Source organism: Pseudomonas baetica (assembly GCF_051216495.1).
Lineage (GTDB): Bacteria > Pseudomonadota > Gammaproteobacteria > Pseudomonadales > Pseudomonadaceae > Aquipseudomonas > Aquipseudomonas baetica_B.
The window spans coordinates 1-15,337 of sequence record NZ_JBPKAM010000124.1 but is presented as its reverse complement, the minus strand read 5'-3'; the positions used below and the strand labels follow the sequence as shown (position 1 = coordinate 15,337).

At 59.8% G+C, this 15,337-nt stretch carries 13 protein-coding genes; 8 read left to right on the top strand and 5 right to left on the bottom strand.

Annotated elements, in window-relative coordinates:
- Positions 1-477 precede the first annotated feature (477 nt).
- The 5 genes from ACSFE6_RS27735 (at position 478) to ACSFE6_RS27715 (ending at position 4,816) form a co-directional block, all read left to right on the top strand.
- Complete coding sequence (locus tag ACSFE6_RS27735; protein ID WP_435430592.1) at positions 478-1,143, top strand: amino acid ABC transporter permease; 666 nt, start codon at positions 478-480, stop codon at positions 1,141-1,143.
- Positions 1,124-1,783 (top strand): amino acid ABC transporter permease, encoded by a 660-nt coding sequence (locus tag ACSFE6_RS27730; RefSeq protein ID WP_435430591.1) that lies wholly within the window; start codon positions 1,124-1,126, stop codon positions 1,781-1,783. Before ACSFE6_RS27735 ends, ACSFE6_RS27730 begins: the two co-directional genes overlap by 20 nt.
- Complete coding sequence (locus ACSFE6_RS27725; protein ID WP_435430590.1) at positions 1,780-2,562, top strand: amino acid ABC transporter ATP-binding protein; 783 nt, start codon at positions 1,780-1,782, stop codon at positions 2,560-2,562. Before ACSFE6_RS27730 ends, ACSFE6_RS27725 begins: the two co-directional genes overlap by 4 nt.
- On the top strand, positions 2,559-3,440 hold the full coding sequence (locus tag ACSFE6_RS27720; protein WP_435430589.1) for a transporter substrate-binding domain-containing protein: 882 nt from the start codon (positions 2,559-2,561) through the stop codon (positions 3,438-3,440). Before ACSFE6_RS27725 ends, ACSFE6_RS27720 begins: the two co-directional genes overlap by 4 nt.
- Positions 3,441-3,664: 224 nt before the next feature.
- Complete coding sequence (locus tag ACSFE6_RS27715; RefSeq protein WP_435430588.1) at positions 3,665-4,816, top strand: RHS repeat-associated core domain-containing protein; 1,152 nt, start codon at positions 3,665-3,667, stop codon at positions 4,814-4,816.
- A 22-nt stretch (positions 4,817-4,838) separates the two neighbouring features.
- Here the strand turns inward: ACSFE6_RS27715 and ACSFE6_RS27710 are convergent, their stop codons facing one another.
- A complete protein-coding gene (locus ACSFE6_RS27710; protein ID WP_435430587.1) occupies positions 4,839-5,999 on the bottom strand; it encodes an AAA family ATPase in 1,161 nt (386 codons plus the stop codon).
- A gap of 182 nt (positions 6,000-6,181) precedes the next feature.
- On the opposite strand from ACSFE6_RS27710, the gene ACSFE6_RS27705 reads away from it, so the two are divergent.
- Genes ACSFE6_RS27705 through ACSFE6_RS27695 form a run of 3 tightly spaced genes read left to right on the top strand, consistent with a single transcriptional unit; the run spans position 6,182 to position 11,399 of the window.
- On the top strand, positions 6,182-7,285 hold the full coding sequence (locus tag ACSFE6_RS27705) for an efflux RND transporter periplasmic adaptor subunit (protein WP_435430586.1): 1,104 nt from the start codon (positions 6,182-6,184) through the stop codon (positions 7,283-7,285).
- Entirely contained in the window at positions 7,282-8,349 is a 1,068-nt protein-coding gene (locus ACSFE6_RS27700) for an efflux RND transporter periplasmic adaptor subunit (protein ID WP_435430585.1), read from the top strand. The genes ACSFE6_RS27705 and ACSFE6_RS27700 overlap by 4 nt, the downstream gene beginning before the upstream one ends.
- Positions 8,346-11,399: an efflux RND transporter permease subunit gene (locus ACSFE6_RS27695; protein WP_435430584.1), complete on the top strand. Its 3,054-nt coding sequence runs from the start codon at positions 8,346-8,348 to the stop codon at positions 11,397-11,399. Before ACSFE6_RS27700 ends, ACSFE6_RS27695 begins: the two co-directional genes overlap by 4 nt.
- Positions 11,400-11,522: 123 nt before the next feature.
- Here the strand turns inward: ACSFE6_RS27695 and ACSFE6_RS27690 are convergent, their stop codons facing one another.
- The 4 genes from ACSFE6_RS27690 to ACSFE6_RS27675 form a co-directional block, all read right to left on the bottom strand.
- Positions 11,523-12,152 carry a class I SAM-dependent methyltransferase gene (locus tag ACSFE6_RS27690; protein ID WP_435430583.1) on the bottom strand — a complete coding sequence of 210 codons (630 nt, stop codon included), beginning with the start codon at positions 12,150-12,152 and terminating at the stop codon, positions 11,523-11,525.
- Positions 12,153-12,645: 493 nt separating this feature from the next.
- Positions 12,646-13,290 carry a methionine ABC transporter permease gene (locus ACSFE6_RS27685; RefSeq protein ID WP_435430582.1) on the bottom strand — a complete coding sequence of 215 codons (645 nt, stop codon included), beginning with the start codon at positions 13,288-13,290 and terminating at the stop codon, positions 12,646-12,648.
- A complete protein-coding gene (locus tag ACSFE6_RS27680) occupies positions 13,280-14,401 on the bottom strand; it encodes a methionine ABC transporter ATP-binding protein (protein WP_435430581.1) in 1,122 nt (373 codons plus the stop codon). The genes ACSFE6_RS27685 and ACSFE6_RS27680 overlap by 11 nt, the downstream gene beginning before the upstream one ends.
- 2 nt (positions 14,402-14,403) lie before the next feature.
- Positions 14,404-15,213 (bottom strand): MetQ/NlpA family ABC transporter substrate-binding protein, encoded by an 810-nt coding sequence (locus tag ACSFE6_RS27675; protein ID WP_435430580.1) that lies wholly within the window; start codon positions 15,211-15,213, stop codon positions 14,404-14,406.
- Between the last annotated feature and the right edge of the window lie 124 nt (positions 15,214-15,337).

Genomic DNA, 15,337 nt, shown 5'->3' with positions numbered 1-15,337 from the left:
GATTTATCCCCGTTGGGCTGCGAAGCGGCCCCAAAAAATGGGACTGCTGCGCAGTCCAACGGGGATAAATCCCCTCGCCACAGGTAACCACTACAAACTTGTCAGGCCACCCTGGCCTTCAAGGCCCTGCGCAACGCCACCAGCAACTTTACGATGTCCTGCGGGTTCATCGGCTGGGGCACTTTCACGTCTGCCATTTTCTCTTCCTTGTGAGGTTCGGCCGGGGAGTCTGGCCAAAAGCTGTCCGTCCTTGGAGGGGCGATTTGAAAAAAAGATCCGTCCTACGGCGCAAGGGAAAATAGTCGTCTTCCATCGCCTCGGCAAATGCGAAGGGATAGTTTTTTGTGTGATATCAATATGCTTTAACGGTATTTAAATTCTAATTTTTATACCGATAAAGTTGGTGCTTGCCGGGCTGTCATCCATGGCCCGTGGACTGCACCACCGTCGCTTACCGAGCGGCGTCCAGGATGTTTAATGAACTTCGATTACGCATTTATCCTCAGCACCTTGCCGGCGTTTCTCAAGGCCGTGGGCGTGACCCTGCAGGTCGGTTTCATCGCCATCGGCACCTCGCTGCTGGTGGCACTTATCAACGCGACGATCCTGGTGTTTCGCACACCGTACTTGCAACGGCTAGTTGGGCTCTATGTTGAGCTGGCGCGCAATACGCCGCTGCTGATCCAGCTGTTCTTCGTCTACTTCGCCTTGCCGGCGCTGGGCATCAAGGTTTCGGGGTTTGCCGCGGCGATCATCACCATGACCTTTCTCGGCGGCGCCTACCTCACCGAAGTGCTGCGTGCCGGTGTGGACGCCGTACCCCAGGCGCAACTGGAGTCCGGTCGCTCCATCGGCCTTTCCCATGGGCAACTGCTGCGCTACGTGATCCTGCCGCAGGCCGGCATCCTCAGCCTGCCGTCGTTGTTCGCCAATTTCATTTTCCTGCTCAAGGAAACCACCGTGGTCTCGGCGGTGGCGGTGCCGGAGATTCTCTACACCACCAAGAGTTACATCGCGCTCTACTACAAAACCTACGAAATGCTCGCTGTGCTGACGTTGATCTGCGTGCTGCTGTTCTTGCCGCTGTCGCTGTTGCTCAGCTGTCTGGAAAGGAGGCTCCAGCATGGCCAGTTCGGGTCTTGAGTTGTTATGGGTGTCATTGCCGCAACTGGGCAAGGGCGCTGCGCAAACCCTGTCGATTTCTTTCCTGAGTATCGCCATCAGCACTGCGGGCGGTGTGATCTACGGCGTGCTGCGCACGCTGAACGTGAAGTGGTTGAACGCCATTCTGCGGGTTTATCTGGAACTGTTCCGGGCGATCCCGGTGCTGGTCTGGTTGTATTTGCTGTTCTTCGGCCTGCCGATCTTTTTTGGCCTGAGCATTCCGAGCTTCTGGTGCGCGGTACTGGTGTTGTCGCTGTGGGGCGCCAGCGAGGTCGGCGAAGTGGTGCGCGGCGCCTTGCATTCGTTGCCGCGCGGGCAGCGTGAAGCCGGGTTGTCGATTGGCCTGAGCGCCCCGCAACTCTATGGCTACGTGCTGCTGCCGCAAGCGCTGAAACGCATGACTCCGCCAACCATCAACGTCTACACACGGATCATCAAGACCAGCTCCCTGGCGGTGCTGATCGGCGTGGTGGACGTGATCAAGGTCGGCCAGCAGATCATCGAGCGCACCTACGAATCGGTGCTGATCTACGGCGCTCTATTCCTGTTTTTCTTCTTCATTTGCTACCCGTTGTCGGCCGCTTCGCGCGTGCTGGAGCGGCGCTGGACGCAAGCATGAGCGCATTGATCGAGTTTAAGGGATTCAACAAGTTTTTCGGCGAGCAGCAGGTGCTCGAGGGCATCGATCTGAGCGTGAAATCGGGCGAAGTCATCGTCATTCTCGGCCCCAGCGGCTGCGGCAAAAGTACCTTGCTGCGTTGCCTTAACGGCCTGGAAGTCGCCCATGGCGGCAGCCTGAAGTTTGCCGGCCGTGAACTGTTGGACACGTCCACCGACTGGCGCGAAGTACGACAGCAAATCGGCATGGTGTTCCAGAGTTATCACCTGTTCCCGCACATGAGCGTGATCGACAACCTGCTGCTCGGTCCGCTCAAGGTTCAAAAGCGCGACCGTGGTGAGGCCTGTGCCCAGGCCGAAACCCTGCTTGCGCGCGTGGGCCTTGCCGACAAACGCGATGCCTTCCCACGGCAGCTCTCCGGCGGCCAGCAACAACGCATCGCCATCGTCCGTTCGCTGTGCATGAACCCCAAGGTCATGCTCTTTGATGAAGTCACCGCCGCCCTCGATCCAGAAATGGTCAAGGAAGTGCTGGAGGTCATCCAGGGCCTGGCCCGCGAGGGCATGACCCTGTTGATCGTTACTCATGAAATGGCCTTCGCCCGCGCTGTGGCCGACCGCATCGTGTTCATGGATGCCGGGCGCATCCTTGAGCAAAACCCTCCCGAGATATTCTTTACGAACCCGCAAACCGCACGAGCGCAGCAGTTCCTGGAGAAATTCTCCTACGTCGCCGCACTACCCAAATCGACTCAAACAAAGGAACTGGAACTGTCATGAAAACTGCCAAGTCTTCACTCTTGCTTCTGCCACTGCTGGGCCTTGCGCTGCTGTCCGGCTGCAACAAAACCGAAGAACCCGCCAAGCCGAAAGTTGCCAGCGAAAGCACTGCGCCGAGCGGTTATCTGGAGAAAATCAAGGCACGGGACAAACTGATCGTGGGCGTCTTCACCGACAAACCGCCCTTCGGTTTCGTCAACGAGGCCGGTCGATATGTGGGCTTCGATACCGACATCGGCCGGCAATTCGCCAAGGATTTGCTGGGCGATGAAAACAAGGTCGAGTTCGTGGCCGTGGAGCCGGCCAGCCGGATTCCGTTTCTGCAAAGCGACAAGGTCGACCTGATACTGGCTAACATGACTGTCACCCCGGAACGCAAGGAAGCGGTGGAATTCACCAACCCCAACCTGAAGGTGGCGGTACAGGCACTGGTGCCTGCGGACAGCGCGGTGAAGAAACTCGATGACCTGGCGACCCGCACCACCATTGTCACCACCGGCACCACGGCCGACATCTGGCTGACCAAGAACCACCCGGACTGGAAACTGCTCAAGTTCGAGAAAAACTCCGAGTCCTTGCAGGCCCTGGCCAATGGCCGTGGCGATGCCTACGCGCAAGACAATCTGGTGCTGTTCAGCTGGGCCAAGCAGAACCCTGGCTACCGCGTGCTCGAGCAGAAACTCGGCGCCGAAGCACCGATTGCACCGGCGGTGAAGAAGGGCAACATCGAACTGCGTGACTGGGTCAATGCCGAGCTGGCGAAATTGGGTGAGGAGAAGTATTTGCTCAAACTGTACGACCAGTATGTGCGCAAGGAACTGAGCGATGACACCAAGCCTGAGAGCGTGATTGTCGAGGGTGGGAAGTGGCAAGGGTGATTCTTTAATTTCTGTAGCGACCTTGCCGCCGCATTCGCGAGCAGGCTCGCTCCCACATTGGATCTATGTCAGGGCGCCATTTTGTGTGCAATGCAGATCAACTGTGTGCGAGCCTACTCGCGATGGCGCCCGCTCAGGCGCTGATTAATCCCTAGCAGTTCTGCTAGGTGTGCGAACCCCGCGACAGGTGCAAGCTAGGTGCTGAGTCGAGATGGGTGACCTGAATGAGCGTGCTGGAAACCACAATTTACCGCTACGATGCGCTGGACCGGTTGACCGGGTTTGACCGAACCGGGCAGGAAAAGCTGCAACGGTTTTACCGTCTTAACCAACTGGTGACCGAGCTACAGGGCTCTTCAAGTCAAAGCGTTTTCCATTACGATTCAGAGTTGCTGGCACTGCAAGCACGCGAACTCGGTTCAATCAACGCTCAGTTGCTGAGCACCGACCACCAGCGATCGGTCTTGCAAGTCACAGGCGCAGGCGGATCGGTGCAGCAGGCCTACGCGCCTTTCGGTCACCGGCGGGTTGCAAGTGGACCGGGCAATCTGCTGGGGTTTACCGGTGAAGCGATTGACCCGGTGACAGGCCACTATTTACTGGGTAATGGCCATCGGGCATTCAACCCGGTGCTGATGCGCTTCAACAGTCCGGACAGGTTGAGTCCGTTTGGGCGGGGTGGGTTGAATGCGTATGGGTATTGTCTGGGGGATCCGGTGAATCTAAGTGATCGGTCGGGCCGGGCAGGCGAACCAGATTGGCAACCATGGCTGCTCGTTGCAATGTCGGCCCTGAGTCTTGTTTCGGCCGGGGTCGGGCTTTTCTCTGCAGGGCTCTCTATCAAAAACTCAAAAGTCAGTAGTAATCCGGCCTCTGCACCGCTTTCAAAAGTCGCCAGGCATGCAGGTGTGTTTGGGGCTGTTACGGGGGTAATTGGTACCGGGGCGGGGGTGGTGAGATCCACCATGAATGCCAAGGATCCGGATAATTCTGCTCAGGATCCTCTACTCATCGTAATGGCTGCTTTTAGCGCGCTGTCTTTTGCTGCCTCTGCGACTTCAGTGGTTTACAACTTTCGTGCTTACAAGTCGAATAAGGCTGGCGCAGTCGATTTTGCCTTCAGCGGAGTAAAAACAGGAATACATAAAAACCCCATGGCAAATCTGCCTTCGGCTCCGCCTCTAACGCCGGGCAGGCCGCCAACCCCAAGTACCCCTGTTCCTTCAGCGCCATTTCCGACACCCGGGCCTGTAGGATTTGAAGGGTTCAACTTTCCAGTACCTGGTCATCGAACGATTGATTTCTTAAACAGGCAGCTCAGCAGGCAGCCAGAGATTTTTAGGGATGCCAAGGCTATTCGCCGAAACTCTGTTTAGACCTGCGCACAACGTCGTTCAATCAATCCGGCCAATACCACGCCGGCTCATCCAGCACCCGCTGCCCGACAATTCCGGTCTGCCCAAGGTTTTTCTCCAGCACGATGCAATTGCATTCCGGGTCCTCCTGCAAGGCTGAAATCAATCGCCGCGCATGGGACACCACCCATACTTGACACTGCTGCGAAGCGCGAATAATCAAGCGCGCCAACGCCGGCAACAGGTCCGGATGCAGGCTGGTTTCCGGCTCGTTCAGCACCATCAGCGTCGGCGGCCGAGGCGTCAACAGCGCCGCTACCAGCAGCAAGTAACGCAAGGTTCCGTCCGACAACTCGGCCGCCGACAACGGCCGCAGCAAACCTTCCTGATAAAACTCGATAGCAAAGCGCCCGCCGGCCAGCGGCTGGATGTGCAGTCGTGCACCGGGAAAGGCATCGCTGATAGCGGCCTGCAATGCCTCTGGGTCGCCGATTTCGATGATGGTCTGCAACGCTGCCGCCAGGTCTCTGCCGTCGTGGTGCAGCACCGGTGTGCGGGTGCCCAGTTGAGGTTGACGCACCGGCGCGTCGGCATCGCTGCGAAAGTGATCGTAGAAGCGCCAGCGGCGGATGAATTCGCGCAACTCCAGCACTTCCGGCGAGGTACGCAGGCTGCCGACCTGATCGAACAGGCTGTCGAAATTCGGTGTGTGTTGCGCCAGCACTTCCCAGCCACGATTGGCCCGGGCGCGGATCATCGGGCCGTCGCGATCCACCAGCAGGCTGGCAGGACGATAGAGCGGCCCGGACCAGATGCATTCCTTCTTGATTTCCGGGTCGAGGGAGAACGCGGACCGACTCGGCTCGGGCAACCCCAGGGCAATCGAGTAGCTGAAGTCATCGCCGACGAACCCCAGGCGCAGGCGTTTGACCCCTTGTCGCACCGTGGCCTGAATCGGGACTTCACCTTTTTGCATGCGCCGCGTAATGGTTTCCGGGCCGGCCCAGAAGGTCGAGTCCAAGCCACCCTCGCGCGCCAGCGCATTGACCACGCCACCCTGAGCGGTTTCCGCCAGCAAGCGCAATGCACGGTAGAGATTGGATTTGCCGCTGCCATTGGGGCCGGTGATCAGGTTCAGTTGGCCCAGGGGAATGACCAGTTTGTTGATCGAGCGGTAATTGGCCACTGCCAGGGTATTGAGCATGAAAGACGTGCTCCGTGGCTCGGAAATGGCATCAAGATAACGATGTTCGAAAAATTACAATGTAGGATTCTTCGGTGATCGCTGTAGGGGAAATTCCTGAGGGCGCGGGCGAAGGCGGAACCGTGTTCTAAGCTCACAGTCGTATCGTCACTGGCACGCCCGTACAACGCAAAGGAGTCTGCATGGTTGTTCCCGGATTGAAAATGGCGCTTGGCCTGAGCCTGTTGGCTTTGCTGAGTGCTTGTGACAAAGAAAAACCGGTCGAGAAGGACCGGCCCCGGGTCTTCGTGCAAGAGGTCAAGCCGGCTGACTATGGTGCCAGCGTCACCCTGACCGGGGACGTTCAGGCGCGGGTGCAGACCGAACTGTCATTCCGCGTCGGCGGCAAGATCATCCAGCGCACGGTCGACGTCGGTGACCGGATTGCAGCGAAGCAAGTGCTCGCCCGGCTTGATCCCAAGGACCTGCAAACCAACGTCGATTCGGCTCAGGCGCAAGTCGCCGCCGAACAGGCCAAGGTCACGCAGAACACTGCGTCTTTCGTGCGTCAGCAAAAACTGCTGCCCAAGGGCTACACCAGCCAGAGCGAATACGATTCGGCGCAAGCGGCCTTGCGCAGCAGCCAGAGTTCTTTGGCGGCGGCCCAGGCGCAACTGGCCAATGCCAAGGAGCAGTTGAGCTACACCGCGTTGATTTCCGATGCGCCCGGCGTGATCACGGCGCGTCAGGCCGAAGTCGGCCAAGTGGTGCAGGCCACGGTGCCGGTTTTCAGCCTGGCCCAGGACGGTGATCGCGATGCGGTGTTCAACGTCTACGAATCGCTGCTGGCCGAGCCGCCGGATGACAAGCGAGTGGTGGTCAGCCTACTCGATAATCCGGCGATCAAAACCACCGGTACCGTTCGCGAAATCACCCCGGCGGTGTCCGAGCAGACCGGTACGGTACAGGTCAAGGTCACCCTCGACAGCTTGCCGCAAGGCATGCAGCTGGGTTCGGTGGTGAGTGCCACCGGTACCACCCGTGGCAAAGCCGCTGTGGAGTTGCCATGGTCGGCGCTGACCAAAAAAATCAGCGAGCCGGCCGTGTGGCTGGTGGACGAGGAGGGCAGGGCGCAGCTGCATTCGGTGACCGTGGGCCGCTACCTGACGGGCAAGGTCATCATCAGCGCCGGCCTGAACGGCGGCGAAAAAGTCGTCATCGCCGGCGGCCAGTTGCTGCATCCGGGGGTGGCGGTGGAAATCGCCGAAAACACCTACAAGGATTTGGCTACGGAGGCTAAGCCATGAAGCCTCTATTACTGGTGTTGGCGGGTGTGATGCTGACAGCCTGCTCGAAAAAGGAACCACCACCGGAGCCGGTTCGTCCGGTGTTGTCGATCAAGGTTCAGGCGCTGGGTGAAGAAAATCTCGGGCGTTTCGCCGGTAGCATCCAGGCCCGCTATGAAAGTAATGTCGGCTTCCGGGTCCCTGGACGCATTGCCAGTCGCGCTGTCGACGTCGGTGCTGAAGTTGAAAAAGGCGCCTTGCTTGCCTCGCTCGATCCCACCGACCAGCAGAACCAGTTGCGTTCGGCAGAGGGCAATCTGGCCAGTGTCCAGGCGCAATTCATCAATGCCCAGGCCAACGCCCGGCGGCAACAGGAACTGTTCGACCGTGGCGTGGGCTCCCAGGCGCAACTCGATGCCGCGCAGACCGATCTGAAAACCACCCAATCGTCCCTCGATCAAGCCAAGGCTGCGCTCAATCAGGCCAAGGATCAGCTCAACTATGTGGAATTGCGCACTGATCACAAGGCCGTGGTCACCGCCTGGAATGCCGAGGCTGGACAAACCGTCACCGCCGGCCAGCAAGTGGTGACCCTGGCGCAACCGGACATCAAGGAAGCAGTGATCGATCTGCCGGACACTTTGGTCGACCAGTTGCCCAAGGACGTGGTGTTTCAAGTCGCCTCGCAGCTCAACCCGGAAATCAACACCACGGCTACTGTACGGGAAATCGAACCCCAGGCCGAAAGCGCGACCCGCACCCGGCGTGCACGCCTGACGCTGACCGAGACACCGCCCGCGTTCCGCTTGGGGACGGCGATCAGCGTGACCTTGAGCTCGTCGGTCAAGCCGCGTATCGAATTGCCCCTGAACGCACTGCAGGAGGTCGAGGGCAAAACCCGGATCTGGGTCGTCGATACGCAGTCGCAAACCGTATCGCCTCGGGATGTGAGTGTCGTCAGCCGCACGGACAACAGCGTGGTGCTGGCCGGTGGAGTGAAGTCCGGTGAGCGTGTGGTCAGTGCCGGTGTGAACAGCCTCAAACCGGGGCAAAAAGTGAAAGTCGATGAGGACAGCCCACAATGAAAGGGAGTTTCAACTTATCCGAATGGGCGCTCAAGCATCAGTCGTTCGTCTGGTACCTGATGTTCGTCGGCCTGCTGATGGGCGTGTTCTCGTACATGAACCTGGGACGAGAGGAAGACCCTTCGTTCACCATCAAAACCATGGTGATCCAAAGCCGCTGGCCCGGTGCGACCCAGGAGGAAACCCTCAAGCAGATCACCGACCGCATCGAGAAAAAACTCGAAGAACTCGACTCGCTCGACTACGTGAAAAGCTATACACGCCCCGGCGAATCCACGGTTTATGTGAACTTGCGCGACACCACCAAGGCCAAGGACATTCCGGAAATCTGGTACCAGGTGCGCAAGAAAATCGGTGACATCAAGGGCCAGTTTCCCCAGGGCATCCAGGGACCTTCGTTCAACGATGAGTTCGGTGACGTGTTCGGCTCGGTCTACGCTTTCACCGCCGACGGCCTGTCGATGCGCCAGTTGCGTGACTATGTCGAACAGGCCCGCGCCGAGATCCGTGATGTGCCGGGGCTGGGCAAGATCGAGATGATCGGTCAGCAGGATGAAGTCCTCTACCTGAACTTCTCTACGCGCAAACTGGCGGCGCTGGGCATCGATGAGCGCCAGGTGTTGCAGAGCCTGCAAGGCCAGAACGCCGTGACCCCGGCCGGGGTGATTGAGGCCGGGCCCGAACGAATTTCCGTGCGCACCTCCGGGCAGTTCGCGTCTGAAAAGGATTTGGCCAACGTCAACCTGCGGCTCAATGATCGCTTCTATCGTCTGGCGGACGTCGCCGAGATCCGCCGTGGCTACGTCGACCCGATGTCCCCGGAGTTTCGTTACAACGGCCAGCAAGCCATTGGTCTGGCCATTGCCATGCAGAGCGGCGGCAACATCCAGGCTTTCGGCAAGGCGCTGCACCAGCGCATGATCGACCTGACTGCCGACTTGCCCGTGGGTGTCGGTGTGCACACGGTGTCCGACCAGGCGCAGGTCGTGGAGGAGGCGGTCGGCGGCTTCACCAGTGCGTTGTTCGAAGCGGTGGTGATCGTGCTGTTGGTCAGCTTCGTCAGCCTGGGCGTGCGTGCCGGGTTGGTGGTGGCGTGCTCTATCCCGCTGGTGCTGGCGATGGTGTTCGTGTTCATGGAATACAGCGGCATCACCATGCAGCGGATTTCCCTCGGTGCGCTGATCATCGCCCTCGGCCTGTTGGTGGACGATGCGATGATCACCGTCGAAATGATGGTCTCGCGCCTGGAGTTGGGCGACACCAAAGATCAGGCGGCGACGTTCGCTTACACCTCGACCGCGTTCCCAATGCTCACCGGCACGCTGGTGACCGTCACCGGTTTCGTGCCGATCGGCTTGAACGCCAGTTCGGCCGGCGAGTACACCTTCACCCTGTTCGCGGTGATCGCCGTGGCCATGATCGTCTCGTGGATTGTCGCGGTGTTGTTCGCCCCGGTGATCGGCGTGCACATCCTCACCACCAAAGTGAAACCGCATTCAGATGATCCGGGACGCCTTGGGCGGGCCTTCAATGCAGGGTTGCTGTGGAGCATGCGCAATCGTTGGTGGGCCATTGGCATCACCGTGCTGTTGTTCGTGCTGTCAGTGCTGGGCATGCGCTTTGTGCAGAACCAGTTCTTCCCGTCCTCGGACCGCCCGGAAATCCTGCTGGACCTGAACCTGCCGCAAAACGCCTCCATCGATGAAACCCGCAAGGCCGTGGACAAGCTCGAAGCGACGCTCAAGGGTGATCCGGACATCGTGCGTTGGAGCACTTACATCGGTCAGGGCGCGATCCGTTTCTACCTGCCCCTCGACCAGCAATTGCAGAACCCGTACTACGCGCAACTGGTGATCGTCAGCAAGAGTTTCGAGGCGCGTAAAGCGCTCAGCGATCGCTTGCGCGAACGTCTGCGCAAAGACTTCGTCGGCATCGGCAGCTATGTGCAGGCGTTGGAAATGGGCCCGCCGGTCGGGCGGCCGATCCAGTACCGGGTCAGCGGCAAGGACATCGATCAGGTGCGCAAACACGCCATTGACCTGGCCACCGAGCTGGACAAGAACCCGCACATCGGCGAGATCATTTACGACTGGAACGAGCCGGGCAAAGTCCTGCGCGTCGACATCGCCCAGGACAAGGCGCGCCAGCTCGGCCTGTCGTCCGAGGACGTGGCGAACCTGATGAACAGCATCGTCAGCGGCGCCACGGTGACTCAGGTCGACGATGACATCTACCTGATCAACGTGGTCGGTCGTGCGGTGGATACCGAGCGGGGTTCACCGGAAACCTTGCAGAACCTGCAAATTCTGACTCCGGGCGGCATTTCGATTCCGCTGTTGGCGTTCGCCACGGTGCGCTACGAACTGGAACAGCCGCTGGTGTGGCGCCGTGACCGCAAACCGACCATCACCATCAAGGCCACGCTGCTCGGCGACATTCAGCCCACCGACCTGGTCACGCTGCTTAAGCCGGACATCGACAAATTCGCCGCCGCGTTGCCCGTGGGCTACAAGGTCGCCACCGGCGGCACGGTGGAAGAAAGCGGCAAGGCCCAGGGGCCGATTGCCAAGGTGGTGCCGTTGATGCTGTTCCTGATGGCCACGTTCCTGATGATCCAATTGCACAGCGTGCAGAAGCTGTTTCTGGTGGCCAGCGTTGCGCCGCTGGGCTTGATTGGCGTGGTCCTGGCGCTGGTGCCAACCGGAACGCCCATGGGCTTTGTGGCGATTCTGGGGATCCTGGCGCTGATTGGCATCATCATCCGTAACTCGGTGATCCTGGTGACCCAGATCGACGCGTTCGTCAGCGAGGGTTACTCGCAGTGGGATGCGGTGGTGCAAGCCACCGAACATCGTCGGCGACCCATTTTGCTGACCGCTGCGGCGGCGAGCCTGGGCATGATCCCGATTGCCCGGGAAGTGTTCTGGGGGCCGATGGCTTACGCAATGATCGGTGGGATCATCATTGCCACGCTGCTGACCCTGCTGTTTTTGCCGGCGCTGTATGTGGCCTGGTACAAGATTCGCGAGCCGAAGAAAGAGGTGGCCTGAAGGCGAGCGCTTCGCGCTCATCGCGGGCAAGCCCGCTCCCACAGTGTTTTGCGTCGTTCACAATTTTTGTGTCCGACGCTATACCTGTGGGAGCTGGCTTGCCAGCGATAGCGTCCGAATGGGCTACGCCGATTTACGCCAGACACTCGCCAACCAAGGCTGCTGATCCCGTGGCAGCCCTGCCGGCCGGTAGTAATGCTCAAGCTCCACAAACCCCGCCTCGGTCAGCAACTGCTGCCACGCCGCGAGATCGTGATACGCCCCATAACGCGGCCCGTTCCAGCCCTCCTGGTTCTCGCCACGGGGATTGGAACTGAACAGCACACCACCGGGTTTCAAGGTCGCGCGCAGTTCCCTCAACACCCGAGGCAGCTCCTGGCGCGGGACATGAAACAACACCGCGTTGGCGAAAATCCCGTCGAAACGTTCACGTGGCAAATCAAGCTTCAGAAAGTCCTGCTGCCAGACCTCGCAACCACTGTCCTCACGGGCCATCTGCGCGAGTTTTTCCGAACCATCGAGGCCGACGGCCTTGTGGCCCAGGCGTGTGAAGGTCTGCAAATCACGACCCGGCCCGCAGCCAAAATCGAGAATGTCGAACGGCGCCTCGCCCTGGATATGCCGCAAAAGCGCATCGATGTTCTGGCTGACATCGTGATCCCGCGTCCCTTCGCGAAAACTTTCGGCCACCGAATTGTAATGGGCCAGGGTGGTAGCGGTGATCTGGTCGAGGTCAGTGGGGGGCTGTTTCATGGTGGGCTGTGTTGGCAGTGGGGATTTGCCGAATATACGCCTTTAAGGGTGGTGGATGCGCGCAGGTAGTAGGCCGGTCAATAGGAAAACCGGTGCATCCGAGGATGCCCCACGCACAGCCACCATAACGATCAGGCAAAAAATACCTGAAAGGAGGTGGCGCTATGCGCCTAGAGAGAAGCCGGGCGACTAAACCCGATCACTGATGAGCAGTGACGGACCGAGACTAGCCACCGGTTTTGGCAGGCGCAAGCGGGCGAAATGATCTAGGAAATGTCCTGCAAAGGAAAGGGATCTGGCCTTCGGAAAGGCTGAAATTCTTGTACGAAATATCACCTTTTAAAACTGGTGATTACTGATGGCGATGCGGCTTTTGTGGCGAGGGGATTTATCCCCGTTGGGCTGCGCAGCGGCCCCAAAAGCTGGGGAGCGCTGCGCACTCCAACGGGGATAAATCCCCTCGCCACAAAAAGCACCCCGATTCCCATTCTGCTCAGCGCTTATTCAGGCCTCGCGCCAACCGATCCCCACCCAACTGAATCACCGCCACCAACGCCACCAGCAGCACAATCACCGTCAACATGATCTGGCTGTCAAAGCGCTGATACCCATACCGATACGCAATGTCCCCCAACCCACCGGCACCAATCGCCCCGGCCATGGCCGAGGAGTTGATCATGGTCACCAGGGTGATGGTGAACCCGCCGACAATCCCCGGCAGCGCCTCGGGCAACAACACATGCCAAACGATGTGCTGACGCCGGCAACCCATGGCTTGCGCCGCTTCGATCAGGCCGTGATCCACCTCGCGCAGGCTCACTTCGGCAATCCGCGCAAAGAACGGTGTGGCGGCGATGGTTAGCGGTACCACGGCCGCCCACACGCCGTAGGTGGTGCCGACGATCAGGCGGGTGAACGGGATCAGCGCCACCATCAGGATCAGGAACGGAATCGAGCGGAACAGGTTCACGAACGCGCCCAGTGCACGGTTCACCGCGGGCGCTTCGTAGATGCCGCCCTTGGAACTGGTGACCAGGATCACCGCCAGTGGAATGCCCGCCAGCAGGGCGATCAGCGACGACACGCCGACCATCAGGAACGTGTCGATGAAGCCTTGCAGCAAGCGATCAAACCACATAACCCAACACCTCCACCTGCTGCGCCCATTGGTTGGCGCGCTGACGCAACTCCTCAGCGGCGAGAGGTGAACCGGTCACCGCCAACAGCAACTGCCCCAGCGCATGGCCCTGAATCCGTTCCACGCCACCTTGCAGCAGGCGCACGCGGCCGCCGAGGGCACTGAACAGGGCGGCGATGTCCGGTTCGTCCTGCGCCGTGCCGGTGAATTGCAGGCGCAGCACCACAGCGTCTTCCGGGGACTGTGGTTGCGTCTGCAGACGGCTTTGCAACTCCGCCGGCAGGGCATGCTGCAACGGCGCGAGCAAGGTCTTGCTGACCTCATGCTGCGGGTTGCCGAAGACTTCCCAGACCGGCCCTTTTTCGACCACACGCCCGCGTTCGAGGACCACCACGCGATCGCAGATCTCGCGAATCACCGCCATTTCGTGGGTGATCAAAATGATGGTCAGGCCCAGGCGCCGGTTGATCTCGCGCAGCAGGCCGAGGATTGATTGCGTGGTCTCCGGGTCCAGCGCCGACGTGGCTTCGTCGCACAGCAGGATCGCTGGGTCGTGAACCAGCGCACGGGCGATGCCGACACGCTGTTTCTGCCCGCCGGACAGCTGCGAAGGATAGGCCTTGTGTTTCGCTTCCAGACCCACAAGCTCGAGCAGTTCACGGACTTTCTGGTCGCGTTTTTCCTTCGGTACGCCAGCGACCTTCAGTGGCAATTCGACGTTCTGCCAAACGGTCTTGGCCGACATCAAATTGAAGTGCTGGAAGATCATGCCGATGCGCCGACGTAGCGCCACCAGTCGGTCCTCATCGAACTCGCCGATGTCCACCTGATCGATCAGCACCCGACCGCTGCTCGGCTGCTCCAGGCGGTTAATGGTGCGGATCAGCGACGACTTGCCGGCGCCGCTGCGGCCGATGATGCCGAACACTTCACCGCGCTGGATCGCCAGGTCAATGCCGTGCAGGGCAGCCACCGGGCCTTGTTGGCCGTCATAGGTTTTGCCCAGGTTGATGAAGCGTACGTGGGCGTGGTTCAGGTCCGGGTGCAGTTCAGTTTGTATCGCTTGCTTAGGCGCCGGAATGTCCAGTCGCAGTTGCGTGGCTGCAGTCATTTTCAGCTTTCCCAACCGGCTTGATAGAGCTTGCCGTGGGCTTTATCCAGGGCGGCGCGGACAGCGGGCGAATGCTGGTAGATGTCAACGAACTTGATCAGCCGCGGGTCGGTTTTGCTCTTGGGCTGGATCACGAACTGAATCACGTATTCCTTGTGATCCAGGCCGTCGAACAGCAGCGCGGAACCGGCATCGAAAGTCTTCGCCAGACGGATGTAGGCGGGGTAGCCCTGGACCAGATCGGCGTCGTCATAGGCACGTACCAACTGCACTGCTTCAACCTGAAGAATTTTTATTTTTTTCGGGTTGGCGACGATGTCGTCTTCGGTGGCTTTGTAACCGACGCCGGGCTTGAGGGTGATCAAACCGGCCTTGGCCAGTAGCTGCAAACCACGACCGCTGTTGATCGGATCGTTGGCGATGGCCACGCTGGCGCCTTCGGGCAACTCGTCGAAGCTTTTGTATTTTTTCGAATAGAGGCCGACGTTGTTGATGATCCCCGGCGCGAATGGCACCAGATCAAAACCGGAGGCGGCCTTGGCGTTTTCCAGGAACGGGATGTGCTGGAAGTAGTTCACGTCGATGTCGCCCGAGGCGAGGCTGACGTTGGGGGCGATCCAGTCGGTGAACTCCACCAGCTCGACCTTCAGGCCTTGTTTGCCAGCTTCTTCTACCGCCGCTTCCAGCGGGATGGCGAAGGCGGCGGTGGTGCCGATTTTCAGCGCCGGGTCGGCGGCGAAGGTGGCGGAGCTGAAGAGACCGAGGGCCAGGGCCAGTGCTTTGACTGGGTGGGAGAGGTAGTTTTTGGTCATGATCGGGTTTCCAGTCAGTGCATTAGTTTTTGGTTGTCTGTTAGGGCCTCTTCGCGGGGAAGGACAACTCCCCACATCCAAGGCCCCCCCCCCCCCGCGGAAAACCCCCCCCCCCACCCCCCCC